Below are 26095 nucleotides of genomic sequence, written 5' to 3'. Positions count from 1 at the left end.
GGGGAGAAGGGGAAAGCATATGAAAAAGGTTCTACTGTCAATTGTTACAGCGTTGTCTGTATTTACATTAGCTGCTTGCGGAGGAAAAGAGGAGAATAAGCTTGTTGTGGGAGCTTCTAACGTGCCACACGCTGTTATTTTAGAAAAGGCACAGCCGATTTTAGAGAAAAAGGGTATTAAATTAGAAATTAAAAAATTCCAAGATTATGTGTTGCCGAATAAGGCTTTAGCGGATAAAGAAATTGATGCGAACTACTTCCAGCACATTCCTTACTTAGATAAAGAAATTCAAGAAAAGGGATATAAAATTGTAAACGCAGGAAAAATCCATTTAGAACCTATGGGCATTTATTCTAAGAAATATAAAAGCTTAAAAGACCTACCAGATGGCGGAACAGTGATTATGAGTAATAACGTAGCGGAGCGAGGCCGTATGTTAGCATTGTTACAAAAAGGTGGCGTTATTAAATTAAAAGACGGAGTAGATGTTGTTAAAGCAACAGTAAAAGATGTTGTAGAAAACCCGAAAAACTTAAAATTTAAAACAGATGTTGAACCTGGACTTTCACCGAAATTGTATGAAAATAATGAGGGAGATGCTTTATTTATTAATTCAAACTATGCAATTGATGCAAAATTAAATCCAACAAAGGATGCAATTGCGATTGAAGGATCAGACTCTCCGTATGCAAACATCATTGCAGTTCGTAAAGGTGATGAGAAGAAAAAAGAAATTAAAGAGCTAGTAGAAGTGCTACATTCAAAAGAAATTCAAGATTTTATTAATAAAGAATATAAAGGTGCTGTACTTCCGGTAAGTGAATAAATATAAGGAAAGGGCTGGAAAATTACCAGTCCTTTTTTCTTTATATAAATAAGAAGAAAGGTGTATCATAGAAAGATGTGAAGGAAATACTTATATACATTTGTGAAAAAACGGTTACTTTTTTTCGGCGTTTGCGATATCATTTTATTTGATATAAAATTAGAATGAGAATAAAATGAGAATATGAACGTTTTAGGAATTTTTAAAATGTATATATAGGATTAATGGAGGTATTGAGATGGCTGGTTCTACATTAACGGTTAAAGACTTACACGTATCAATTGATGGCAAAGAAATTTTAAAGGGTGTAAACCTTGAAGTAAAAGGTGGAGAAATCCACGCAATTATGGGACCTAACGGAACAGGTAAATCAACTTTATCTTCTGCAATTATGGGTCACCCAAAGTATGAAGTAACAGAAGGTAGCATCATCATCGACGGTGAAGATGTATTAGAAATGGAAGTAGACGAGCGCGCACAAGCGGGTCTATTCCTAGCAATGCAATATCCAAGTGAAATTAGCGGAGTAACAAACGCTGACTTCTTACGTTCTGCAATTAATGCACGTCGTGAAGAAGGCGATGAAATTTCTCTTATGAAATTTATCCGTACATTAGATAAAAACATGGAATTCCTAGAAATGGATCCAGAAATGGCACAACGTTACTTAAACGAAGGTTTCTCTGGTGGAGAGAAAAAACGTAACGAAATTCTTCAATTAATGATGATTGAGCCAAAAATCGCAATCTTAGATGAAATTGACTCAGGTCTTGATATCGATGCATTAAAAGTTGTATCTAAAGGTATTAACGAAATGCGCGGCGAAGAGTTCGGTTGCCTAATGATTACGCATTACCAACGTTTATTAAACTACATCACTCCAGACTTCGTTCACGTTATGATGAACGGTCGTATCGTTAAATCTGGTGGCCCTGAGCTTGCACAACGTCTAGAAGCTGAAGGTTACGACTGGATTAAAAAAGAATTAGGTATTGAAGACGAAACAACAGAGCAAGAAGCGTAAGAGAGGAGCATAAACATGACAATCGGTACATTACCTTTCGATCAAGAAACAATCCGTCAACGCGCAAGCGAAGTAAACGAAGCAGCTTGGTTGACTGAGTTCCGCTTACAAGCTCTTGCACAAGCAACTGAACTTCCAATGCCAACGCCTGATAAAACGAAAATTGACAAATGGGACTTTATCGGAAAAGGCGACGCTGCTAAGCAAGAGCCTGTAAGTTCTTTAACTGAACTTCCAGAAGCAGTGAAAAACTTAATCGATGAAAATAACAGCGTATTAGTACAACGCACTGGTACAACTGCGTTCGTTTCTTTAGCAGACGAAGCAAAAGAAAAAGGTGTTATTTTCACAGACATCGTAACAGCTGCAACTGAGCATGCTGAACTAGTACAAAAGTACTTAATGAAAGACGGCGTGAAAGTAGACGAGCATCGTCTAACTGCACTTCATGCTGCATTAATCAACGGCGGTGCATTCGTATATGTTCCGAAAAACGTTGTTCTTGAAACTCCACTTCAAGCTGTATTCTTAGTAGATGGCGAAGAAGCTAACGTATATAATCACGTACTATTCGTAGCTGATGCGAACAGTACTGCAACTTATGTAGAAAACTACGTTGCAAATGAAAATGCTAAAGGTATTGCAAATATCGTAGCAGAAGTAATCGTGGAACAAGGCGCACAAGTGAAATTCGGTGCGGTTGATCTATTAGCAAAAGACGTAACAACTTACGTTAACCGCCGCGGCGTTGTAGGACGCGACGGCCGTATTGATTGGGCTCTAGGCCTTATGAATGACGGAAACACAATTTCAGAGAACGTTACGAACTTAATGGGCGACGGTTCATATGCTGATACGAAAACAGTAACAATTGGCCGTGGTAACCAAACACAAAACTTTACAACTAAAGTTGTTCACTTCGGTAAACACTCTGAAGGTTGGATTTTAAAACACGGTGTACAAAAAGATAGTGCAACATCTATCTTTAACGGAATTGGTAAGATTGAACACGGTGCATCTAAATCAAATGCACAACAATCTTCTCGCGTTCTTATGTTAGATGAAAAAGCACGCGGTGATGCAAACCCAATTCTTTTAATCGACGAAGATGATGTAATGGCAGGTCACGCAGCTTCAGTAGGTCGCGTAGATCCAGTCCAACTATACTACTTGATGAGCCGTGGTATTCCAAAACGCGAAGCAGAACGTTTAGTCATCCATGGATTCTTAGCACCTGTAGTTAATGAGCTTCCAATTGAAGGAGTAAAGGCACAGCTTGTTGAGGTAATTGAAAGGAAAGTTCGCTAATGAATATTCATGAAATACGCAAACAGTTTCCAATTCTTGATCAAAAAGTGAACGGCAAACAACTTGTTTATTTCGATAGTGCAGCAACTTCTCAAAAACCAATTCAAGTCATTGAAACGTTAGAACGTTACTATAAAGAATATAATTCTAACGTGCATCGCGGTGTTCATACGCTCGGTACGAAAGCTACCGACGCGTATGAAGGTGCACGTGAGAAAGTTCGCAAGTTTATTAACGCGAAATCAATGGAAGAGATTATTTTCACACGCGGAACGACAACTGCATTAAATACAGTAGCAGCTAGCTATGGTCTTGAAAATGTAAAAGAGGGCGATGAAATCGTTATTTCTTACATGGAGCACCATAGTAATATCATTCCGTGGCAACAAGTTGCGAAGAAAACTGGTGCAACTTTAAAATATCTTCCGCTTCAACCAGACGGTACAATTTCTTTAGAAGATGTTCGTCAAACAGTTACACCGAATACAAAAATCGTTTCTATTATGCAAGTATCAAACGTACTTGGAACGATTAACCCTGTAAAAGAAATCGGAGCAATCGCACACGAAAATGGCGCAATTATGGTCGTTGATGGTGCACAAAGTACACCTCACATGAAAGTGGATGTACAAGATTTAAACTGTGATTTCTACGCATTATCTGCTCATAAGATGTGCGGACCTACAGGTATCGGCGTATTATATGGTAAAAAAGAATTGCTGAACAATATGGAGCCAATTGAATTTGGCGGTGAAATGATTGATTTCGTAGATTTACAAGAATCTACGTGGAAAGAGCTTCCGTGGAAGTTTGAAGCAGGTACACCGATTATCGGTAATGCAATCGGACTTGGTGCGGCAATTGATTTCCTAGAAGAAATCGGTCTTGATAATATTGAAAAGCATGAGCATGAATTAGCGCAATACGCTTTAGAAAGACTATCAGAAGTAGATGGCGTTACAATTTATGGTCCAAAGCATCGCGCTGGTCTTGTTACATTTAATATTGAAGACGTACATCCTCACGATGTAGCGACTGTATTAGATGTAGAAGGCATTGCAGTTCGCGCAGGACATCACTGTGCGCAACCACTTATGAAGTGGCTAAAAGCTTCTTCAACAGCACGTGCGAGCTTCTATTTATATAATACAAAAGAAGAAATTGATACATTTGTTGAATCGCTAATCAAGACAAAGGAGTATTTCACAAATGTCATTTAATAATTTAGATACGTTATATCGTCAAGTTATTATGGATCATTACAAAAATCCTCGTAACCATGGCGTGTTAGAAGATAGTGTTACCGTTAACTTGAACAATCCAACTTGCGGCGATCGTATTCAACTTACGATGAAAGTAGAAGAAGGTATTGTGCAAGAGGCGAAGTTTGAAGGTGAAGGATGTTCAATCTCAATGTCTTCAGCTTCAATGATGACACAAGCAGTAAAAGGTAAGAAAATTGAAGAAGCACTTCAGCTTTCGAAAATTTTCTCTGACATGATGCTAGGAAAAGAGTACGATGACAGCATCGATTTAGGAGATATTGAAGCATTACAAGGCGTATGCAAGTTCCCTGCACGTATTAAATGTGCAACATTAGCGTGGAAAGCGTTAGAAAAGGGCTTAAACGAAGATAAGTAATGTTAAAGGTTCCTAAAAACGAGGTTATCTAAGGAGGGACACACCAACATGGCGAAGCAACTGCCAGATATCGGCGATTATAAATATGGTTTCAAAGACAAAGACGTTTCGATTTTCCGTGCTGGACGCGGTTTAACAAAAGAGATCGTTGAAGAAATTTCACGTATGAAAGAAGAACCACAGTGGATGTTAGACTTCCGTTTAAAATCACTGGATAAGTTCTACGAAATGCCAATGCCACAATGGGGCGGCGACTTAAACGACTTAGATTTCGATGAAATTACGTACTACGTAAAACCATCTGAGAAATCTGAGAAGTCTTGGGATGAAGTACCTGATGAAATTAAAGCAACATTTGATAAATTAGGTATTCCAGAAGCTGAGCAAAAATATTTAGCTGGTGTATCTGCACAGTACGAATCTGAAGTTGTATACCACAACATGAAAGAAGACCTAGAAGCTCTAGGAATCGTCTTCAAAGATACAGATAGCGCATTAAAAGAGAACGAAGATATTTTCCGTGAGCATTTCGGAAAAGTAATCCCACCAACAGACAACAAATTCTCTGCATTAAACTCTGCAGTTTGGTCTGGTGGATCATTCATCTACGTTCCAAAAGGTGTTAAAGTTGATACACCACTTCAAGCGTATTTCCGTATTAACTCTGAAAATATGGGACAATTCGAGCGTACGCTTATCATCGTAGACGAAGGCGCACACGTACACTACGTAGAAGGTTGTACAGCACCTGTTTACACGACTAACTCACTTCACAGTGCGGTAGTAGAAATCATCATTAAGAAAGATGCATATTGCCGTTATACAACAATCCAAAACTGGGCGAACAACGTATACAACCTAGTTACAAAACGTGCGGTTTGTGAAGAAAACGCAACGATGGAATGGATTGACGGTAACATCGGATCTAAATTAACGATGAAATACCCAGCAGTTATCTTAAAAGGCGAAGGCGCTCGTGGTTTAACATTATCTATCGCGATTGCTGGTAAAGGCCAACACCAAGATGCTGGTGCGAAAATGATTCACTTAGCACCAAACACGTCTTCAACAATCGTTTCTAAATCGATTGCGAAGCATGGTGGTAAAGTAACTTACCGTGGTATCGTACACTTCGGACCAAAAGCGAAAAACTCTCGCTCTAACATCGAGTGTGACACGTTAATCATGGATAACCAATCTACATCTGATACAATTCCTTACAACGAAATCAAAAACGATTACGTTTCACTTGAGCACGAAGCGAAAGTATCGAAAGTATCAGAAGAACAATTATTCTACCTAATGAGCCGCGGTATTTCTGAGCAAGAAGCTACAGAAATGATCGTAATGGGCTTCATCGAGCCATTCACTCGCGAACTTCCAATGGAATACGCAGTTGAAATGAACCGCCTAATCAAGTTTGAGATGGAAGGTTCTATTGGTTAAATAGAAATGCGGAGCCGACTGTTCAGACCCGTTGGCTAAGGTTCTTTCGCACAGAAGATGCTTTTTATCTTCTCGTGCGGAAGGTTCTTAGACATGAGGGTCTAGGAGGCGAAGCTGGACATATTTAAAGTGGAAGCGGCTCGTTCAGAATGTGAGGGGGATGGAGCTTCTGACGTAGAGGCGCTTTTTGCCTCATAGGAAAAAGTGAAGCCACCGAACATTCTAGCCGCTGGAACTGGATAATATATGTATGAAGAAAGCGTCCTGCTGTGCAGGGCGCTTTTTTGTTTTGCGGATTTGTCTTGGCTTGGGAGAGGATACCCGGGTGGGTGTTCAGCTAAATATATCAACGATTTTTCAAATATATCGATCATAAACGGGAATATATCAACGATTATTTCAATATATCAACGTTTCGACAAGGAATATCGATTTGTCGACAAGATAAGACAAAAGAAAATCCTCACATACCCCAAATATTTTATAAGAACAGAGAGCGACTAGGTTTAAGACAAAGATACTGACAAATCCACTTGAACAACCACCCACTGAATTCTCTATTAAACTTTTTGACAAATCCACCCCTTCCTCCACTATCTGGAATTATTTCCTGCATTAGCAAAAGTTTCTCATATAAAAAGGACAATCTTTTGCTTTTTCTCACAATGCGAGTACAATGTAAAATAGCAAGAAAAGACGAAAAGTATTTACAGGATTATTGTGTGCGCATAGCGTAAATGGCAGTAAGGAACTGAGAGGAGGTTTTTTCTCTGAATACAAATAAAGAAACAATCATCCACCTTTATCATACAAACGATATACATAGTCATTTTGAAAATTGGCCGCAAATTTCTCGGTTTGTTCTAGGGGAGAAAAAGCGAAGACAGGAAGCGGGAGAGACTGTTTTGACGATTGATATCGGCGATCATGTGGATCGTTTTCATAGTATTTCGGAAGCGACAAATGGGCTTGGGAATACGAAGCTTTTAAATGAGGCGTTATATGATTATGTAACGATCGGAAATAATGAAGGAATTACGTTAGCGAAAGAGCATTTAAATCGGCTCTATGATGATGCTGGATTTGAAGTACTTGTCGCAAATTTATTTGAAAAAGAAGGTGTACGTCCATCATGGGCAAAGCCTTATAAATTACATACAACGACAGATGGGATTACGATTGCTTTTATCGGGTTAACTGTTGCGTATCCAGAGTTTTATCAAATGCTCGATTGGCATATTGAAGATCCGCTTATCCATTTAGAGTCTATTTTAGAAGAAGTGAGAGATGAGGCACATATTACAGTTGTCCTTTCTCACCTTGGAAAAAGTATGGATGAGTATATGGCAGAGCATTATGATATAGATGTTATTTTAGGGGCACATACGCATCATTTATTTGAGCGTGGTGTTCTAATGAATAATACTTTACTTTGTTGCTGTGAAAAGTGGGGACGTTACATTGGGCACGTGCAGCTTACTGTGGATAAAGAGACGAAGAAGCTGTTGAAAAAAGACGGTAGAGCGATTAAGACGGAACGGTTAGGTGCTTATAGCGAGCCGTTATCCACAATTGAAATACTGCAGGAAGAAAGTAAGCATATAATGGCAGAGCCTGTCGTTCATTTAAAAGAGTCATTACAGGTTGATTGGTTTCATGAGACGCCGTTTTCTCATATGTTAGCAAGTGCGCTGAAAACATGGTGCGGTGCAGAAATTGGCATGGTGAATGCTGGTGTACTTCTTGAAGGGTTAGAAGAGGGTGTCGTAACGCGCGGAGATATTCACAGAATTTGTCCACATCCAATTAATCCGTGTGCTTTGAAAGTTCCAGGAAAGATATTAAGAGAAGTTATTTTGAAAGCACGTAAGCCGAATATGGAGAATCTTGAGGTGAAAGGATTCGGATTTCGTGGGAAAGTGATGGGGAAAATGATTTACGCGGGTGTAGAAGTAATTCCAGATACGATTCCTGGAAATAAAATTTTACTCGAAGATGTATTAATTAACGGGGAATCGCTGGAATTAGATCGTATATATACAGTAGGAACGATTGATATGTTTACATTTGGCTACTTATACCCAGAGCTATCCACACTTTCTGACAAACAATATTATATGCCAGAACTACTTAGAGATGTGTTAACAGATATGTTAATAACTTATAAATCTTCCGTTAAACTATAGGCTAGTTAACTTGTAACACTCATTTTTCTCTTGTCATACAGATAAGAAAGAGAGGAGTGTGAACTATGGTTAATGTGGAGCCAATTATAATTGATAATTATACGTTTATTGCGGTTAGCGTGAAACTTCCAAAGACAAATTTGCTAGCTGTAATGAGCGATAAAGGATATATTATGTGTGGTGCATTAGATGTAGGTCTTTTAAATGAGAAGTTAGGTGATCGAGGAATTATTGCTGGCCGTGCGGTTGGTGTAAGAACGATTGAACAACTTCTTGAAGCGCCGCTAGAATCGGTAACGACTGGAGCTGAAGCATTAGGCATTCCAGCAGGAACGATTGGAAAAGAAGCATTATTAAAAATGAGATAAGCATATATCGTCCCTCCTTCTTGCATAGAAATGATATAAGAAGGAGGTTTTTTTATGAGTATATTTCGCTCGAAAAACTCGCGGTTTCGAAGGGGACCTATTGCCTTTCGGTATATACTGCTTATGTCGTTTATTCTTTTTATTATATTACTTACGCAAGGGTTGTGGATTGTGAATAATAATATTCAGCCGACCTTAATTAAATATGGGGAAGTAGAGACGCATAAAATGGCGACGGCAATTATGACGAAGGCAGTAAAGGATCGAATTAATGAAGGATTCGATGTAGATTCATTAATGAAAGTACAGAATGATAAAAACGGAAAAGTATCTACAATTAATTTAAATACAAAGCAAGTAAATGAAATCGTAACGTCAACGACCACGTACATAGAAAAATATTTGCAGCAAGTAGAACAAGGGAAGTTGAAGGAGCTAGGTATTTCTGAAAAAAACGGGGCGACTATGGCAGTTCCTTTTGGGCGTGTAACTGATAATGCGCTTCTTGGTAATATAGGACCAGATATTCCGATTCATTTCACGCCAATTGGGCATGTGAATACAGATATTAAACAAAAAATTGAGCCGCATGGGATTAATACTACAGCGATTCAAATTGTTATGGAAATGGAAGTAACATTGCAAGTAATTATTCCATTTCATACGAAAGAGATAACGGTGAAACAAAATGTTCCGATTGCGACGCGTATCGTTCAAGGGGAAGTGCCTACGTATTATGGAAGCGGAAGTGTTGCTGTACCTGATAAAAAGAAAACAGATAGTTAGTTGTAAATAAAGTGAAATCCGGCTCAGCCAGGCTTTTAATGGATAAAAAATAACCGTAGCAATGCAGCTACGGTTATCGTTTTGTATTTGCTCGTTCTTTGCGTTCCCAAAGGCTTAAATGAATGTATGGATCGAAGGCCCATTCTGTATAGCCATTGTCTTTATACATGCCAAAATGTAAGTGGGGCGGAAATTTTCCGGCTGTACCAGGAGGTCCATAACCAGTGCTACCAACAAATCCGATTACTTTCCCTGGCTCAACAATTTGTCCAAGCTGTATTTCTTTTGAGAACCCGCCTAAATGAGCGTAATAATGGTAATTGTTATGAAGGTCGCGAATACCAATGCGCCATCCACCAAGGCGGTTCCAACCTTTCGTTTCAATAATGCCATAGCAAGTCGATCTTACTGGCACGCCATATCCGGCGAAAATATCTGTTCCTTCATGAATCCTTCTGCCGCCAAAACTTCTTCCAGCGCCGAAAGTACTACGGTAGCTATGGTCACTACGGATCGGAAGAGGAAAAGCATTTCCCTCTAAATTAATACGGCCATAATGTTTATAAATTTGGGCATATTCGCTAATTAAATCAACTGTTTTTGCACGCCTATAATATTCCCAGAGCATAATTTTAATACGGTCTTCTGACGTTCCTTGTTTCCTTAAAATAGTCGCTGCGGTATGCAGAAGATCACGGTCGCTATTTGCATTTGCAAATCCATCTTTGTCACCATCTAAACCTATTCCGCCAAATAGAGAAATTGTATGGGGGAGAGTATCGTTACTATTAATAGGTCCAGCCCATATTTCTGGTTTGAAATAAAGGGAAATGATGGCATCTGGTTTTTTCGGAATATCTTTTCTTACGCTCCGTATATTTCTTTCATATTGATCCATTGCAGCTAAGTAATACCATGGAATGCCTGAAGACTGCTCGGTTTCTTTATATAGTGCCATGCGCTTTTCGTATATGCTTTGCTGATTATCTTCACCGTAAGCGATGTTTTGGTGGAGAAGAAAACAAATAGAAAGCAAAAGAGAAATTTTTCGAAGCATGAAATAGACTCCTTTCACAACATCACTCTTTTTAGTGTGGGATATACGGAGTATTTCATTATAGGGAACGATTGGAAAAAATCTTAGAATCTTCATTTGAGCAAATCGCTTTCATACGTTAGAATAGATATGTTACATTGAAAGAAGCGAACACGGTAAACTATTTCATATTGTGCGGAGTTGATAACCATGACAAAACAAACAGAATATAAGCGCAAGCCCGAATGGTTGAAAATTAAGTTAAACACGAATGAAAACTATACAGGCTTAAAGAAAATGATGCGTTCTAAGAATCTTCATACCGTTTGTGAAGAGGCAAAATGTCCGAATATTCATGAATGCTGGGCTGTAAGAAAAACAGCAACATTTATGATTTTAGGTGCGGTTTGTACACGTGCTTGTCGTTTTTGTGCGGTTAAAACAGGCTTACCAACTGAGCTTGATTTACAAGAACCAGAACGCGTAGCAGATTCAGTAGTACAAATGGGCTTAAAGCACGTTGTTATAACAGCGGTTGCACGTGATGATTTAAAGGACGGAGGAGCAGCTGTTTTTGCTGAAACAGTACGCGCAGTACGTCGTAAAAACCCATTCACGTCTATCGAAGTATTACCATCTGATATGGGTGGAGTAGAAGAAAACTTAAAAATGTTAATGGATGCAAAACCAGATATTTTAAACCATAACATTGAAACAGTACGTCGATTATCTGACCGAGTTCGCGCTAGAGCAAAATATGAACGTTCATTAGAGTTTTTACGTCGAGCGAAAGAAATGCAGCCTGATATTCCAACTAAATCGAGCATTATGGTGGGCTTAGGTGAAACGAGAGAAGATTTAATTGAAGCAATGGATGACTTACGTGCAAACAATGTGGATATTTTAACTCTTGGGCAATACCTACAACCATCTAAGAAGCATTTACCAGTTCTTAAATATTACCCACCAGCAGAATTTGCAGAGCTTAAAGAAATTGCACTTAGCAAAGGATTTAGCCACTGTGAAGCTGGCCCACTTGTGCGTTCTTCTTACCATGCGGACGAGCAAGTACGTTCTGCAAAAGAAAAAACAGCAGAAGCTAAATAATGAAAAAAAGAGAGCTAATGATTAGCTCTCTTTTTGTTTGTACTCTAAAACGGTATTTGGACATGTTAATAAAATCTTTTTTAATTCTTCTGTGGATAATTCAATTGTAAATTCAGGAACACCAGGTGTAATTAAAATTTTATCGTACGTATAAATAGCGTTATCCACAATAATTGTTACATCGTGTGAATATCCGAAAGGAGCCACACATCCCGGCGTACAACCAGTTTTGTCTCGCAGTTCATCAGGAGAACAGAGAGATAAGCGTTCTCCTGATAGTTCTTTCATCTCTCCCCGGTTGAGCCTTGTGCCCTCTAACGTAAAAAATACGTAATAATCTCCAGACTTTGATTTTAAAAATAAGCTTTTACTTGGGGTGCCTTGTAAGCCAAGTCTCTCGCGTACGATCCGATCGGTCTCATAATCGAGTACTGGTTCGTGTTCGAATTTTTCATAAGAAACATTTGTTTTATGTAGTAAAGCAAGTACGTCTTCGTACATATGAAATGATACCCCTTTCTATTGTTAGAACAGTCTCTTCTCGTGGCGTCAACTGAATGTTTTGGAAAGGGATATTACTTGGACGATGCTTCCCATAAGCGTTTTATAATACATTGTTCGTCGATTGTAATTTCGTAAATATCAGGATTCGTTAAAGTTCTCCATTCATTAAAGCCAATTGTATGATCAAAATGCTTTAAAATGAGCGTAAGTAAATTGCCATGTGTAACAAGTAGTGTTGTCGTATGGTTTAATTGTAAAACGTCTTGAATAAGCGATAGGGCCCGGTCTGTTGCTTGTTTTGTTGACTCTCCGCCTGAAAAGGCAATATCTATATTTGTAAAAGTAGATTCTAGTTTTTGCATCCAATCATCCATTGGAATGTTGCTCAATATGCGTTCAGTTAATCGTTCATCTTCTTGGATAGATAAGTTAGCTTGGAGCGCATAGGGCCGAATGGAATCGATAGCTCGGACAAATGGGCTTGAAATAATATGATCGATTTGTAGATGATTTTCTAAGAGGAATGTAGCAAGGGTGTTTGCTTGGTCTTTTCCATCGGTCGTTAATTCATCATCACGTTTTTGCCCAATTGCTGAACAATGTCGTATTATAATAATTTTCTTCATAATTCATCCCCATCTTTCAAGTTGACGCTATATACTTCGACAAATGTAGAAATAATTCCTTTTTATTGGAAACAGTATATTGATTTAAATATGTGGAAAAGTAATGTGGATAATGAACATTTGAGGTGCAATCATGAATAAAATGATATGTATTGTATTTAGTCTTTGTTTTTTTATACACTTGTCCACAACTTATGCAGAGTCGAATCAAAAACTAAATTATCCAAGCAATCGAAATAAGTCATTTGTGAGTGAGGATGTTTTTTATAAACAGTTAGATAAGAAGATCTATAAAGAATACAAAAATGCAGCATATAGTGTTCGGAAAAAAATCTTATTTAAAGAAGTGCCTGATGAAGAATTTTCTTTCCTACAAAAAACAGCTGTCGGTTGTCGAGGTAGAGTGGTACTTCAAGATTTTTTTGTTCACTCTGATCGCCAAGTATACTTTTTCACTTCTTTTATTCAAAATGAAGTAGGAGAGTTTCATAAATATATCGTTATAGATGCAAAAACAAAGAGGGAGCTGCAAGAGGGCAAAAGTTATCATCCATATAAAAAATAAACCACCAATTTTGGTGGTTTATTTTTTACTCCGGTACACTCATTAATTTCTCTTTCATTTTGCGAATAAGAACGACAGCGCCAATTGTACACAGAAGTGTAATTCCTTCGGCAACGAAGATGTTGATTGTTTTTGTTTGGTAAAGTGCCGCGAAAAAGTCTACAAATGCGTGGAATAGTATAGCGTATACTAGGAAGATATATTTCTTCTGTTTGACTGCGTATAAAACAAGCATTGTAAAGGCGATTTGAAGCACGAGTGCCATAATTCTTTCTAAGCTACCAAGGAAGTATAAGTAGGCAGGTTGCTGAATTAACATGTCCTGTAAAATGCTAAGCTCGGGTTTTTGTTCAATCAGTCGAGCGAAGCTACCATCGTTAATAGAATTAGCAAAGATTAATGCTTGTAATGCAGAAAAACCGCCAATTAAAATAGATTCAATTCCGCCGTGACCAATTCCATAAGCGAAGCCATCTTTATATTCTAGATATTTTTTTAGTAAGAAGAAGAAGGCAACGAAGCGTCCTAATTCTTCAAAAATACCAGCAGTCAATCCGCCATAAATTGCGAAGACAAACGGATTTTCTAAAAATGGAGCGATTGTTGGATTACCGCGCATAAATAGGTGGAATGGTGTTTCAAGAATTTGGGTGAATCCGATAAAGATAAGAACACCAACGCCGACCACTTTCCAATTCATATTATATTTTTTACGGAAATAAACGAGTACGATAATTGGGACCAGAATCGAGACAATGAGTTGAAAAATGATGCTGGCAATTACAGTATTTGAAACCATACTTTCACCGCTTTCTAATATATGTACATATCTATTATGCATGAAATAGGGGAGAGATGAAACTTTTAGAAAGAAAATGAATTTACTTATTGACTCTAACGTTGCGTCATACTTTATCGTATGTACTAAGGGGGAGATACAAATGACAATGAGAGTAAAAGAAGTAGCTGATTTAGTTGGAATTAGTGTGCGCACACTGCATCATTACGATGAAATTGGGTTGTTAACCCCAGACGAGACGACAGAGTCTGGATATCGTCTGTATTCCAATGAAAATTTAGAGACATTGCAGCAAATTTTGTTTTTTAAAGAGCTTGGCTTCCCTTTGAAGAAAATTAAAGAGATTATCATGAGTCCATCATTTGATCGCGAAGAGGCACTACAGCTTCATAAGAAGATGCTTCTTGAAAAGCGTGCCAGATTAGATAAGGTGATTGCGACGATTGATAAAACAATTCAGCATACAAAAGGAGAGATTGAAATGACGAATAAAGAGAAATTTGAAGGATTCGATTTCAGCCATAACCCATATGAAGAAGAAGCACGTGAAAAATGGGGAGACGCAGCTGTAGATAAAGCGAACGAATATGCAAAAGGTATGTCAAAAGAGAACCAAGAGGAGTTTAATGCTATTTATAGAAATTTAGCAACGCTTAGACACGATGCACCAGATTCTAAAGAGGCGCAGGCAGCTATTAAAGTATGGTACGATTACTTGCAAAACTTCGGTGAATATTCGTTAGATGCTTTTAAAGGACTCGGTCAAATGTACGTCGCTGATGAGCGCTTTACGAAAAATATCGATAAGTTTGGTGAGGGATTAGCGCAGTTTATGTGTGATGCGATGGAGGTTTATGCGGATCGTAATAAAAAATAAAAAGTAAAACAGGTGGAGATTTTCTCCACCTGTTTTACTTTTTAATCATATCATTCAAAGTCTGATCTCCCGTATTGTTCAAATGAGGATTTTTACTCATTTCTCGTTTTAACATATCGAGGCTTTGTGTATATTCTGTATCATTTAATGCGCCAGATTGAAGCCCTTGAATTTGAGAAATCAACTTTTGGTCTGTTGATACATATGCTTTATAATAGCGAGGAACGATGGACAAAGCAGCTCTATATACTTGATCCGCTACGAGTTTTGGATCCGTTGTGTTTGCACGGTATACAACGAACACTTCATCATCAGTAACGAGTGTAGCAGCGTTTGTAACGTCAGGAAGTTTGACTGTCATGCTTGTAATCATTTCAGCGACCTTCTCGCGATTAATGGCCCCTACTTGTTTGTTAGATACTTCATGCTTTTGTTTAGAAGAATAACCGACTCTTGTGAGTCTTGTATTTGTATTTTCCGTATGATACATGTCGTTTTTATTGGAAACAAGAACACGGCTTCCTTCTTCACGTTCCATTTCAGCTTTGTTCGCTGATTGGCAGCCTGCAAATAAGGAAAGAGTGAGAAGGGAAAGTAAAATTTGTTTTTTCACGATGTATCACCTCCTTCTCCATAGCATGTACTAATTTGCAATTTTTTGTATTTGAAATTGTTGGTTGTTATGCTTTGTGATACGATAAAAAGAAGAATGCTTAGAGAGGAAGTTAATGATGGAGCAAAAGCAAGAGATTCATGCTACGGTGAGCATTAATAATGTTCAGTACGAAGTAATTAAAAACTTTCGTGACGGTTTTAGTGAAGAAGCATTTAAAGAGCGCTATGCAGAAATTTTAAATAAATATGATTACATCGTTGGGGACTGGGGATATGAGCAACTTAGATTGCGCGGATTCTTTGATGATAGTAACCAACGTGCGACATATGATACGAAAATTAGTACGTTAACGGAGTATTTATACGAGTACTGTAACTTCGGTTGCGCACATTTTGTATTACGAAAAGTGAAGAAATAAAAAAATCCTCTTACAATTGTAAGAGGATTTTTTGCATATTTTTGCTTACAAACAAATCGAGATATGATCGCCTTCAGAAAGTATTGTATTTGGCTTCATTTGTTGTCCGTTTAATTGAATATCCCCATTTTTAATTTTATCCACAATGCGTGTACGGCTCCAGTCGGAAATATATGTGGATAAGGCTTTATCGATGCGGTGGGAACCGAAAACGATATCTAATACGATCGTGATTTCGGTTATGCCGCTTTCTTGATGTTGCGTAATGGAAATGGTAGTAGTTGTTTCTGGCTGATCCTGCTGCGTCATATCGACTGTTTCAACGTGATCAGTAAATGCTTTATAAATACGAAGTTTTTGATTCCACGTATGGTCTTTCGGACATTTATAAATGGCAAAGCGGTATATGTTTTTTCCGTTGGCGTTATGCCTACGAATATTTGTGTCGGTAAATAGGGTAGTACGTCTGCAATTTTTACAATATTTTTCGATTGTGTTTTGCTCGTTTTCATATAAACTCCAAGAAAGTTGTACTTTCTGCATTTTCCTTCACCTCTTATAGTAGTGGTAAAGGAACGTAATACAGCTATTTGGATGTCTTGTAGTATGAAGGCATGAGAAAAAGACAAAAATAAAAGGAGGTTCCCCAAAGAGGAACCTCCGTAAACATCATACTACAGATGCAATACGTTCCTTTGTAATGGGAATGGGCAGACTACTCCCTTGAAAAAGCACGGTGCTTTTTTGAGAGTAATGCTATCCAATTGCTGGTCCATTACAAAGTAAATGTTGGCATACGTAGATAACGTCCTTTCTATCCAAATAGATTTATTCTTAATTATAACACAAAAGATTGAAAATTCGAAATTCTCGTGATGGAAAAACACCAGCTAAAATAGCTGGTGCATACGATAAATTATATAAGTTCAAATAAAAATGAGCGTAATTCTTCTGCAATTTCTTCAGTCATAGAAAATGCATGCTCTAAGTAGCCTGGTTCGTTTAAATCGTCAGCACCGATGATTGCAAATTTATTGCGTTGCATATCAAGGACAATTGTTTTACCGTAATGACGATCGGAGTATAATAGCGCTAAATCGTGACGCTCATTTTCTCCCATAAAGCTAACGAAACGAGTTTTTGTAGCGACAGTATCGTCGTACAGAAAGAAACGTTCTTCCATACACATGGCTCCTTTATTAAATATCTAAGTTTAAGTGTGGTTTATGATCTAAATGGTGATGTGTTTTAATAAATCGTACTGTTCTTGTTTTGTAACGCATTACGATAGAGTATGTTTCAGCTAAATCTCCGCCAAGGAATTTAACACCGTCTAATAACTCACCAGCAGATACACCAGTTGCTGAGAAGATTGCATCATCCCCAGATACTAAGTCATCTAACATAAGAAGTTGACGAGGATCTTCTAATCCCATTTCACGACAACGAGCTTCTTCTTCTTCGTTCATTGGAACTAAGCGAGCTTGCATTTCACCTTCAAGGCACTTTAATGCTGCTGCAGAAATAACACCTTCTGGAGCTCCGCCAATACCTACGAATAAGTCGATACCCGTTCCAGGTAGTGCTGTTGCGATTGACGCACCAACATCACCGTCACCAAATAATTTTACGCGTGCACCTTTTGCACGAACACGGTCAATAATATCTTGATGACGTTCACGTTCTTGAACGATAACTGTTAGATCACGAATCTTTTTATTGTTAGCTTCTGCTACAATTTCAATTGTTTTTTCAATTGGATCATCTAAGCTAATTTTACCAGCTGCTTTTGGACCAACCGCGATTTTTTCCATGTACATATCAGGAGCATGAAGAAGGTTCCCTTTGTCTGCGATTGCAATAACTGCCATTGCATTTGCAAGACCTTTTGCAACGATGTTTGTACCTTCTAATGGATCAACGGCGATGTCTACTTCTGGACCGTTACCTGTTCCTAGTTCTTCACCAATATACAACATCGGTGCTTCATCAAGTTCTCCTTCACCAATTACAACTGTACCTGCCATGTTTACTGAATCGAACATATCACGCATTGCTGTAGTTGCTGCATCATCTGCTTCATTTTTCTTTCCGCGGCCCATCCACTGTGCGGATGCTAAGGCTGCTGCTTCTGTTACACGGACAATTTCTAGTGCGAGTTCACGTTCCAAGATTCCATTCCTCCAATTTCAAAAATCATACAAATATAACTATAACAAATAACGGAGAAAAGGTGAATTCGAAAAATTGTCGATTTTTTCAGAAGAAAGCGTTACAATTAAAATGTAAATGCTTTAATTTCCAGGTAGGTGACATTCATGTATTTTGTAGACAGAAAGAAAATAGAACAAATGCTAGTATGTTTAGAACGAGCAACAAGTACATTTCAAGAGAAAAAGATATATGAAACCGAGTTTGAATTTTACGCATTAGAGCGCATAGCCCATCTTATTATTGATTGTGTATTAGATGTAGGAAATGCGATGATTGATGGATTTATTATGCGTGATCCAGGAAGCTATGAAGATATTATTGATATTTTAATGGACGAGCGAGTGATAAGTGAAGAAGATGGACAAGGGATGAAAGAAATTATCCTTCTTCGAAAAATGCTTACGCAAGATTATATTCAAATGAATCATGATGAATTATATAAGACGATTCAAAAACATATTGCAGTGGTAGAGAAATACCCAGCAAATATTCGCAGTTATTTAGAAAAGGAATTAGGACCTGTATCTGCATTTGTACCAGAATAATTATGCTTATAAGATCCCCAGAGAATGCCTTTTGGGGATCTTATATTGTATGTGAGAAAGAAAAGGGAGAAGGGTGAAGTATGGGGGAAGCACGTACTACGAAAGACGAGATTGTACAATTGTTGAAAGTAAAGGGAGAGCACACGGTAGCGGAACTAGCTGACGTTTTAGAGATTACAGAAATGGCGATTCGAAGACATTTAAGTAATCTTGAGAAAGACGGACTCATTTATTCTAAGATGGTAAGGCAACATGTCGGAAGACCAACTTATTTGTATGGATTAAGCGAAAAGGGAGAAGATACATTCCCGAAAGAGTATAAGCAATTTGCGATTGATATGCTAGAAGATTTAGCTCGAATGGGCGATGAAAAAATACTTCGTTACGTTTTAAAAGAGAGAACGAAGCGAATGGAAGAACAGTTACAAAAGAGAGTGAGTAATCAAAAGAATTTAGCATATAAAGTGCAAGAGATAGCAGCTATGCAAGAGAAAAATGGTTATATGGTTCAAATAAAGAGAGATGGAGAGAAATCTTTCGTAATTGAAAAACAAAACTGTCCGTTAAAGGAAATTGCCGAGAGATTCCCGCAAGTGTGTGAAGATGAAAAAGACATGTATAAGCGTTTATTTACGAACGCAGAAGTGAAAACGCTAGCAAATATGTGCGAGGGCGATTGTAGTTGTTCTTACCAAATAAAAGAGAAAAAATGAACGTTATGGGGCGCTTTAAGGTAAAGCGTTTTTTTCTTTTGGAAAAGCGGGTAATATAAGAGTGGTATGATAAGGTGAGAACGTTAGCATAGAAGGAGAGACATAATCGATGTATAAAGGTTACTTAATTGACTTAGACGGTACGATGTATCGCGGAGAAGAACAAATTGAAGAAGCAAGCGACTTCGTAAAAGCATTAGGAGAGCGCGGCATTCCATATTTATTCGTTACGAATAACTCAACTCGCAAACCGGAACAGGTAGCAGAAAAGCTTGTTCGTTTCGATATTCCAGCGAAAGCAGAGCAAGTATTCACAACGAGTATGGCGACTGCGAACTTCATTTATGAACGTAAACAAGACGCAACTGTATATATGATTGGTGAAGAAGGCTTACACGATGCACTTGTGGAAAAAGGATTTGAACTTGTGGATGAAAATCCTGATTTCGTTGTTGTGGGTTTAGATCGTGACATCACATATGAAAAATTAGCAAAAGCGTGTCTTGCTGTGCGTAATGGCGCGACGTTTATTTCTACAAATGGGGATATTGCCATCCCAACTGAGCGAGGATTATTACCAGGTAATGGTTCATTAACATCAGTTGTAGCAGTATCAACAGGTGTGGATCCAATCTTTATCGGAAAACCAGAATCAATCATTATGGAACAAGCTTTGAAAGTGCTTGGCATAGAAAAGAATGAAGCATTAATGGTTGGGGATAACTACGATACAGACATTTTAGCAGGAATAAATGCTGGTATGCATACGCTTCTTGTCCACACTGGAGTCACAACTGTGGAGAAGTTAACAGAATACGAAGTACAACCGACGCAAGTTGTGCATAACTTGACGGAGTGGATTGAGAAGATGTAATGAAGAAAGCTGTTCCAAACTTTGGAACAGCTTTTTTTCTGATATTTGCTGGCAGCCCGATTGGTGTGGGCTAACATTCAGTTGTGACTAGTGTTGATTTTTATCGGTAAGTCGATATATTTGAAAAATCGCCGATATAATTTTGTTAGAATGCACGATTCACAACGTTTTTAACCTCTTCAAGATATTGCTTACGCACACTGTCATCCACAGAAGGGACACTTGTATAGAATGTATGCTCAAGTGTTTCAATACCTGTAAATTCAAAAATACCAACATCCGCTGTTTTCTTCATTGCATCAAACATGCCGCCTGCTGTGTATGCCTCTTTCGTATTGCCCATTGTAGATAATAACAATCCTTTTTTACCGCTTAATAACTTTTCAATGCCGTTTTCACCGTAAGCATAAGCAAATCCATGGCTAAATACACGGTCAACGTATCCTTTTAAAATAGCAGGAAGTCCCGCCCACCACACTGGATAAATGAATGTAATGCTGTCAGCCCAAGAGATATGTTCTTGTTCTTCTTTAATATCTTCTGGTGTATTTCCTTGAGAAAATGAGATGAAATCGGAAGCGCCTAATACTGGATTAAAGTTTAATTCGTATAGATCGCGAACGCGTACTTCGTGACCTTTTCCTTCTAATTCACTTTTTACCGTTTCTAAAATCGCATGGTTGAAGCTTTCTGTATTCGGGTGTGCATAAACGATTACATGTTTCATTTTTCTTCCTCCTATTTGTGGATATGTGAATAGCTATTTGTATTTCTGTAACTATTATGGTTACTACTTTTATAGAAGTCAAGTAATACATATGTATGTGTATAAAAAGACGCTCGAAAATCGCCTTTTTATACCCCGCTCATACAAAGTACAAAGAAGACGAATAAAATGATAACAATACCAATGCCAAAGTTAAATACGAGAGTACTATCCATATATGTAGCCTCCTTGTTTGAAAGTAAAAAGCACTCTAGTTAAGAGTGCTTTTTTATTTTGAATCTACTTTATAACTTTTAGAAAGTGATTCATGCGTGTCATGATTTACATTATTTTATGTATTTATACTTTGAAATGAGTAAGTCCTTGTTGGATATAGAAAAAAAGACACTCGTTCGAGTGTCTTTTAAGATGACAAAATGTGCCAATTGCTTGAGGTTGATAAGACGCTAATTTCCGTTTTAACGCCTTTTCTCTAATCAAGAAGTGTAGCAACAGCGATTCAAATAAATTGTACCATCTGTTTAACCGCGGTGCGTATGCAATTGTGCATATGATGATCATGAGGTAGGTAATGAACTGTGAATAATTTGAAGTGATTTATTTACGATTTCTTCTGCGGCATATATGCCGATTGCGTCTGTTTTTAAAATATGGGGTTGTAAGTTATCATGCATTGCCCCTAACTCACCATGAAGTGGTGCGAAGGCATGGTTCGCCTTTTCAAGCATGCATAAATCAAGTAAAGAATCCCCAGCTGTAATAATCGTATCTATTTGCAAAATTTCTTTTATATATTGCACGGCGTCCCATTTATTAATTGGTTTTGGTACAAAGTATAGCTTTCTACCTTGAAGTGAATGATTCCAGCCTTGTTTGTCTAACCAGGAAGTGAAGGATGATAATTCATCATAAGGAATGTTCTCCCGTTTAATAATGCAATAATGGAATAGATCATCAGCTGTTTTTTGCGATATAACCCAATCTTTATGAGCTATTTGTCCAAATTCCTTTAGTATGTCGTTTCTCTCTATACATTCAACCGATAGTCTTTCTTTTACTGTCCTGTTCCAAGTACCATCTTGTTTCCCATTATGAAGGATATTGCCGCCGTTACTTGTAATGGCGTATTCGGGAATGATTTCGTTTTGGAATAAAGCAATACGCTGAAACTGCTTAATAGCTCTTGTTGTAACTGGGATGAAATGTGAGTGCAGTTGTAATTTTTTTAGTAGTGAAATGGTTTTATGTGATATGAAAGAAATTTCTTTCCCATCTAAAGTTTCAATGAGTTGAATTGATTCATCTTCTATAGGGGCACGAAACGATTTCCGGGAATAAATAAGCGTCTGATCAAGATCACTGGCGAAAATCATATTGTTTCCTTCCTAAGAGGCTTAATGAGCCCGCAACATGAATAAGCCATATTCTCATAGATTTCAATTGGGACATTCTTTTCTTTAGCGAGAAGTAAAATATGCTTTAAATCGGGATTGTTTTGCTTACGTATTAAAATTTTCCACGGTATTCTCCGGAGTAATACACGAGTTGTTTCACCGACTCCTGGTTTAATTAAGTTAATATCGTCAATTTCAAAGTGATTTTGGATAGACTGTATATCTTTTAATCCTTGCCAAGAGGGATCAGTGTAAGTTGAAGTAATATAACGTAATTGATTATCTATATGAGAATGAACAGAAGGGAATAACTCTGTTATCTCATCAACGAAGAAATTTGATAAGTCTTCTTGTTCTAGATCTTTATAATATTTAACACCATGAAAATCATTTGGACCGATATAGGTGTCATTTAGTACAGTGCGACTAATTAGTCCAGAGACTGTTGCATTTAAGCAAGCGCTAGGAATAAGAAAATCTTCACGTGTACCGTAAATTGAAGTACAGTAACCGGGATCAGCAAGCACAGCCATACAATGAGAAATGTGTGTATTATTTCGTTCGTTAAATGTGTGTACTGCATATTCTAATTCTTTTTTTATTGCACCTTTTCCAGTCCACCCATCAATGAATTGAATTGTTTCTTTAGGGTGATGTTCCAAAATATAATGGAGTGCATTTTCATCAATACCGCGTCCGCGAACAATAGAAATACAATAGTGAGGTACATCAAGGTTGTATTGATAGCGTATGTAGCGTTTGATAAGAATGCCAATAGGTGTACCAGCACGAGCTAATGAAACGAGGACAAGGTTAGTTCCTTTAGTTTGTATAATCTGTTCGGCGACAACTCCAACAGCGATGGCTAGTTTGTGTTTATATTGTTGCAGGGAAGAAAAGAATAAATCCATATACGCTTTAGATGGTTTATATTCCATTGGTAACATTTCGGAATAATGTGTGCCAGCTTGAATTGCTTGTTCTCTAGTTTCCGTGGAACTTTCTTTCATTAAATCACTAATATCTTTTAATAGAAAAATAGCATCATTTGGATTGTAACTACTAATATGAGAATTTACTTTTACCATAATTATCAACCTTCCTTTTCTATGCTATTTGAAAATGAGACGATATGAATAAAAGGAATAACTGTTTGTAACTGCTGTAGAAGAGGAAACAGGGCTTCTTCTCCTAAATCACGCTCAATAAAAACAAATACTTCATCGTAATCATGAGGTGAAATATTATAAAAGTAATTTGTAATAGTAGAATTTTCAGGACTTGGATATGAGAAATGATTATGAATGGCGTAGTTTACATCATTTGAAACAGGATGGATAGGGCTTCTTGTTGTAGATTGATATAAAATATTTTCACCCATTTCAGCAGCAATTTTCATTGGGATATACATAAATTCACCCGTTCCGAGACAGAGTGTTCGTTTTCCCATTCTTTCTCTTTTTAAAGTTTTTCCTGCTTCTTGAGCGAAAGAATGAATGTGCTTTTGTTCATATGCTGAAATGCCAAATCGCCCAGTATATTTTATATAATTTGATGTATAGGGTGATTTTGGACAGGTAAGGGTATGCTTTTTGAAATCAGGTTTTGTTTCTTTAATTTGAATATCTGTTTTTGCAATATTTAATGGTTGGCCAGTTGTATGAATACTGCCTTCTAATAAAGAAATAACATGAATCTTAATTTGAAGTTCTTCTTCTAATTGTTTAAATTGTTTTCTATTAGTATGAGAACGCCAGTCTAATAAAGAAGCAATTATATATTCTTCTCGTGGGAATTTATTTTGAATAGATCTAATAATATTTAATGCTGTTTTTCCTGTTGTCATCTCATCATCTACGAGAACAATCGGGTTGTTGTTTTGAAAAAAGCTTTCATCTACATAACAACGGTGCGATGTTGCATGAGAATGTTCTTCCTCAAATGTAATGACAGATTCTAGGTGGGGTATCGATTCCCTAGTTGTATGCACATACTTTGCATTTTGAAAGCATTGAAACATAGAATGACCAAGTGCTGTCGCTGTTTCAGCGAATCCGATGAACACAACTTCTTCTTGCAGAGGATATTGATAACGAAATCCTTCCTCTGGGATTTCATCAATTTCTAATGAAATGAGATTTAAAATTTCTTTTTGAAATGGATGAGAAATATTATGTAGTATTTCCAAATATCTTGCAGCGAGAGCAACTCCACTTGATAGAGAGACTGCAGGTTTAATAGGAAGATGCTTTCCAAGGATTGTACTCACAAATAAAAAACTACGTTTCTTATTTATTCTCGCAGCCATTTGAAAAAGATTGTCTAGCGCTAAATTATATGGATTATCATGTACTTCTACATGGACTTGTATATTATTTAAAACGTTATACGTGTTGCTTTGCGTTTGTAATAAGGAGATCGGTGAATTGTTTGTTTTCATGTAGCACCCCGTAAATATTAGATTTTAAAATGGTTTTGCGAGCCCAGCCATAATGAGGTTTTACTTCATTCATTTTGTTAGAAAAACTGCTTTTTAGCACTCCATTATACGTATCTGCATTTTGTAAAATTGATCTCGCATCTAAATAATCTTCCATTGTGACAATGTGCATTGCCTGTACAACTTTAATATGAGATGGGTGAATAACTGTCTTTCCGATTAAGCCATTTGCATGGTCAAGTGATACCTCTTGAATAAGCCCTTCTTCATGATCATTAGAAAAATATTCCCATACACATCCTGAAATAATATATTCATTTGTTGCCCTTGAGAAAACGTTAATAATGTCTGAAATACAATCACGGACAACGGTAATATGATAGATAGGTGTGTATTTATTGCGCCGAATACTAAATATACTTGAAAAATCAGTAGCACCAATACGTACATTTAAGATGTAATCGTGATAAGAATCTAGTAAATCCTTTATTTGTAATAATGATTCTGCCCGTGTTTCCTTATACATAATTTCGGGGGATTCTAAAATCGGCATGCCATATAGCGATAATGAGTATAACTCGTTTATATATGCAAGCTGATCGATATAAGTCTTTCCGTTAATCGGTGTGAATTTTGGAAAGACAAAACCACATAAACAATGAACAGCACTACCTAATTCAGTAACAATTGTCTTCAGTTGACTTGGCTGTCGAACTCTAATAAAAAGAAGCGGGATGTCTGCTTGATTTAGTATGTTGGCACTGACTAAGTTAGCGATTTGCTGTATTTGAACGACGATGTTTTGCTCTGCAAGTTTTACTTCCTCATCGCTGATAGCGTCCTCTAGACAAAGAATAATTGAGGTAGCATCCACATGTTTCTTTCTAATTATATCTTCCGCAATCGTTTCTTTCGTGCCAGGAGTATATAGTGTGGCGCCTAGTGCGTAAGCTAGTTGTTCTTTCCCTATATTTTTTGAAAAACTAAGAGGTTCTTTATAGAAAAAATTTTGCCGTTCTTCCGAGGAGAGATAAGAAAAGTAATTCAAATTGTCA

The 26095-nt window shown here is 37.3% G+C and carries 29 protein-coding genes; 16 read left to right on the top strand and 13 right to left on the bottom strand.

All coding sequences use genetic code 11. The features are described from left to right. The first annotated feature begins 19 nt into the window (after window positions 1–19). From metQ to yunB, 9 genes are all read left to right on the top strand, one after another. Entirely contained in the window at window positions 20–826 is an 807-nt protein-coding gene (gene metQ, locus C3Y97_RS25260; RefSeq protein WP_000757005.1) for a methionine ABC transporter substrate-binding lipoprotein MetQ, read from the top strand. Between the two features lie 238 nt (window positions 827–1064). After that, window positions 1065–1850 carry a Fe-S cluster assembly ATPase SufC gene (gene sufC / locus C3Y97_RS25255; protein ID WP_000929160.1) on the top strand — a complete coding sequence of 262 codons (786 nt, stop codon included), beginning with the start codon at window positions 1065–1067 and terminating at the stop codon, window positions 1848–1850. Window positions 1851–1865: 15 nt separating this feature from the next. Further along, window positions 1866–3158 (top strand): Fe-S cluster assembly protein SufD, encoded by a 1293-nt coding sequence (sufD, locus tag C3Y97_RS25250; RefSeq protein ID WP_000152167.1) that lies wholly within the window; start codon window positions 1866–1868, stop codon window positions 3156–3158. After that, window positions 3158–4378, top strand: a complete 1221-nt coding sequence (gene sufS / locus C3Y97_RS25245; protein ID WP_001020767.1) for a cysteine desulfurase SufS — start codon at window positions 3158–3160, stop codon at window positions 4376–4378. Before sufD ends, sufS begins: the two co-directional genes overlap by 1 nt. Further along, on the top strand, window positions 4368–4799 hold the full coding sequence (sufU, locus tag C3Y97_RS25240; RefSeq protein WP_000009523.1) for a Fe-S cluster assembly sulfur transfer protein SufU: 432 nt from the start codon (window positions 4368–4370) through the stop codon (window positions 4797–4799). Before sufS ends, sufU begins: the two co-directional genes overlap by 11 nt. 48 nt (window positions 4800–4847) lie before the next feature. Continuing rightward, window positions 4848–6245, top strand: a complete 1398-nt coding sequence (gene sufB / locus C3Y97_RS25235) for a Fe-S cluster assembly protein SufB (protein ID WP_001118827.1) — start codon at window positions 4848–4850, stop codon at window positions 6243–6245. A gap of 770 nt (window positions 6246–7015) precedes the next feature. Next, window positions 7016–8431: a 5'-nucleotidase C-terminal domain-containing protein gene (locus C3Y97_RS25230; protein WP_206704868.1), complete on the top strand. Its 1416-nt coding sequence runs from the start codon at window positions 7016–7018 to the stop codon at window positions 8429–8431. A 65-nt stretch (window positions 8432–8496) separates the two neighbouring features. Beyond that, window positions 8497–8799 carry a YunC family protein gene (locus C3Y97_RS25225; protein WP_000248466.1) on the top strand — a complete coding sequence of 101 codons (303 nt, stop codon included), beginning with the start codon at window positions 8497–8499 and terminating at the stop codon, window positions 8797–8799. Window positions 8800–8853: 54 nt separating this feature from the next. Continuing rightward, on the top strand, window positions 8854–9585 hold the full coding sequence (gene yunB, locus C3Y97_RS25220; protein WP_000021800.1) for a sporulation protein YunB: 732 nt from the start codon (window positions 8854–8856) through the stop codon (window positions 9583–9585). A gap of 73 nt (window positions 9586–9658) precedes the next feature. Here yunB and C3Y97_RS25215 read toward each other — a convergent pair whose 3' ends face one another. Next, window positions 9659–10642, bottom strand: a complete 984-nt coding sequence (locus C3Y97_RS25215; RefSeq protein ID WP_000944664.1) for a M23 family metallopeptidase — start codon at window positions 10640–10642, stop codon at window positions 9659–9661. 189 nt (window positions 10643–10831) lie between these two features. On the opposite strand from C3Y97_RS25215, the gene lipA reads away from it, so the two are divergent. After that, window positions 10832–11728, top strand: coding sequence for a lipoyl synthase (lipA, locus tag C3Y97_RS25210; RefSeq protein WP_000166372.1), 897 nt, complete (start codon window positions 10832–10834; stop codon window positions 11726–11728). A gap of 21 nt (window positions 11729–11749) precedes the next feature. Here lipA and C3Y97_RS25205 read toward each other — a convergent pair whose 3' ends face one another. Further along, on the bottom strand, window positions 11750–12229 hold the full coding sequence (locus C3Y97_RS25205) for a YbaK/EbsC family protein (RefSeq protein WP_000272746.1): 480 nt from the start codon (window positions 12227–12229) through the stop codon (window positions 11750–11752). 74 nt (window positions 12230–12303) lie between these two features. Next, window positions 12304–12858, bottom strand: a complete 555-nt coding sequence (locus C3Y97_RS25200; RefSeq protein ID WP_000720176.1) for a histidine phosphatase family protein — start codon at window positions 12856–12858, stop codon at window positions 12304–12306. 133 nt (window positions 12859–12991) lie between these two features. Here C3Y97_RS25200 and C3Y97_RS25195 point away from each other — a divergent pair, with 133 nt between their 5' ends. Further along, on the top strand, window positions 12992–13423 hold the full coding sequence (locus C3Y97_RS25195) for a hypothetical protein (protein WP_136363694.1): 432 nt from the start codon (window positions 12992–12994) through the stop codon (window positions 13421–13423). 25 nt (window positions 13424–13448) lie between these two features. Here C3Y97_RS25195 and C3Y97_RS25190 read toward each other — a convergent pair whose 3' ends face one another. Then, entirely contained in the window at window positions 13449–14264 is an 816-nt protein-coding gene (locus C3Y97_RS25190; RefSeq protein WP_002204855.1) for a YhfC family intramembrane metalloprotease, read from the bottom strand. A gap of 100 nt (window positions 14265–14364) precedes the next feature. Here C3Y97_RS25190 and C3Y97_RS25185 point away from each other — a divergent pair, with 100 nt between their 5' ends. Further along, window positions 14365–15099 carry a MerR family transcriptional regulator gene (locus C3Y97_RS25185; RefSeq protein ID WP_000178775.1) on the top strand — a complete coding sequence of 245 codons (735 nt, stop codon included), beginning with the start codon at window positions 14365–14367 and terminating at the stop codon, window positions 15097–15099. 34 nt (window positions 15100–15133) lie between these two features. Here C3Y97_RS25185 and C3Y97_RS25180 read toward each other — a convergent pair whose 3' ends face one another. After that, complete coding sequence (locus tag C3Y97_RS25180) at window positions 15134–15712, bottom strand: YhcN/YlaJ family sporulation lipoprotein (RefSeq protein ID WP_000744132.1); 579 nt, start codon at window positions 15710–15712, stop codon at window positions 15134–15136. 118 nt (window positions 15713–15830) lie between these two features. Between C3Y97_RS25180 and C3Y97_RS25175 the strand changes: the two genes are divergently transcribed. Further along, entirely contained in the window at window positions 15831–16133 is a 303-nt protein-coding gene (locus C3Y97_RS25175; protein ID WP_000435943.1) for a YutD family protein, read from the top strand. Between the two features lie 45 nt (window positions 16134–16178). Here C3Y97_RS25175 and C3Y97_RS25170 read toward each other — a convergent pair whose 3' ends face one another. From C3Y97_RS25170 to glpX, 3 genes are all read right to left on the bottom strand, one after another. Further along, the gene (locus C3Y97_RS25170; protein ID WP_001174567.1) at window positions 16179–16676 is read right to left on the bottom strand and encodes a hypothetical protein; all 498 of its coding nucleotides are present in this window, start codon (window positions 16674–16676) and stop codon (window positions 16179–16181) included. A 373-nt stretch (window positions 16677–17049) separates the two neighbouring features. Then, window positions 17050–17316: a DUF3055 domain-containing protein gene (locus tag C3Y97_RS25160; RefSeq protein ID WP_000392606.1), complete on the bottom strand. Its 267-nt coding sequence runs from the start codon at window positions 17314–17316 to the stop codon at window positions 17050–17052. Between the two features lie 16 nt (window positions 17317–17332). Next, on the bottom strand, window positions 17333–18304 hold the full coding sequence (gene glpX / locus C3Y97_RS25155) for a class II fructose-bisphosphatase (protein ID WP_000439090.1): 972 nt from the start codon (window positions 18302–18304) through the stop codon (window positions 17333–17335). Window positions 18305–18451: 147 nt separating this feature from the next. On the opposite strand from glpX, the gene C3Y97_RS25150 reads away from it, so the two are divergent. From C3Y97_RS25150 to C3Y97_RS25140, 3 genes are all read left to right on the top strand, one after another. Next, complete coding sequence (locus C3Y97_RS25150; protein WP_000274006.1) at window positions 18452–18892, top strand: DUF86 domain-containing protein; 441 nt, start codon at window positions 18452–18454, stop codon at window positions 18890–18892. An 80-nt stretch (window positions 18893–18972) separates the two neighbouring features. Beyond that, on the top strand, window positions 18973–19605 hold the full coding sequence (locus C3Y97_RS25145; protein ID WP_000503344.1) for a helix-turn-helix transcriptional regulator: 633 nt from the start codon (window positions 18973–18975) through the stop codon (window positions 19603–19605). A 109-nt stretch (window positions 19606–19714) separates the two neighbouring features. Beyond that, on the top strand, window positions 19715–20479 hold the full coding sequence (locus C3Y97_RS25140; RefSeq protein WP_000276467.1) for a TIGR01457 family HAD-type hydrolase: 765 nt from the start codon (window positions 19715–19717) through the stop codon (window positions 20477–20479). 145 nt (window positions 20480–20624) lie between these two features. Here the strand turns inward: C3Y97_RS25140 and C3Y97_RS25135 are convergent, their stop codons facing one another. The 5 genes from C3Y97_RS25135 to C3Y97_RS25115 all read right to left on the bottom strand — a co-directional run bounded on the left by C3Y97_RS25135 (window position 20625) and on the right by C3Y97_RS25115 (window position 26088). Next, window positions 20625–21206: an NAD(P)H-dependent oxidoreductase gene (locus C3Y97_RS25135; RefSeq protein ID WP_000683442.1), complete on the bottom strand. Its 582-nt coding sequence runs from the start codon at window positions 21204–21206 to the stop codon at window positions 20625–20627. A gap of 557 nt (window positions 21207–21763) precedes the next feature. Then, window positions 21764–22579: an HAD family hydrolase gene (locus C3Y97_RS25130; RefSeq protein WP_000575375.1), complete on the bottom strand. Its 816-nt coding sequence runs from the start codon at window positions 22577–22579 to the stop codon at window positions 21764–21766. Continuing rightward, window positions 22576–23688, bottom strand: a complete 1113-nt coding sequence (locus C3Y97_RS25125) for a cysteine protease StiP family protein (protein WP_000241503.1) — start codon at window positions 23686–23688, stop codon at window positions 22576–22578. Before C3Y97_RS25125 ends, C3Y97_RS25130 begins: the two co-directional genes overlap by 4 nt. 5 nt (window positions 23689–23693) lie before the next feature. After that, entirely contained in the window at window positions 23694–25040 is a 1347-nt protein-coding gene (locus tag C3Y97_RS25120) for a phosphoribosyltransferase family protein (RefSeq protein ID WP_000856290.1), read from the bottom strand. Next, a complete protein-coding gene (locus C3Y97_RS25115) occupies window positions 24985–26088 on the bottom strand; it encodes an HpcH/HpaI aldolase/citrate lyase family protein (RefSeq protein ID WP_001106082.1) in 1104 nt (367 codons plus the stop codon). Before C3Y97_RS25115 ends, C3Y97_RS25120 begins: the two co-directional genes overlap by 56 nt. Between the last annotated feature and the right edge of the window lie 7 nt (window positions 26089–26095).

It is taken from the genome of Bacillus sp. DU-106 (assembly GCF_004799705.1).
Classification (GTDB): Bacteria; Bacillota; Bacilli; order Bacillales; family Bacillaceae_G; genus Bacillus_A; species Bacillus_A cereus.
This window is presented reverse-complemented; position numbering and strand designations above follow the sequence as displayed.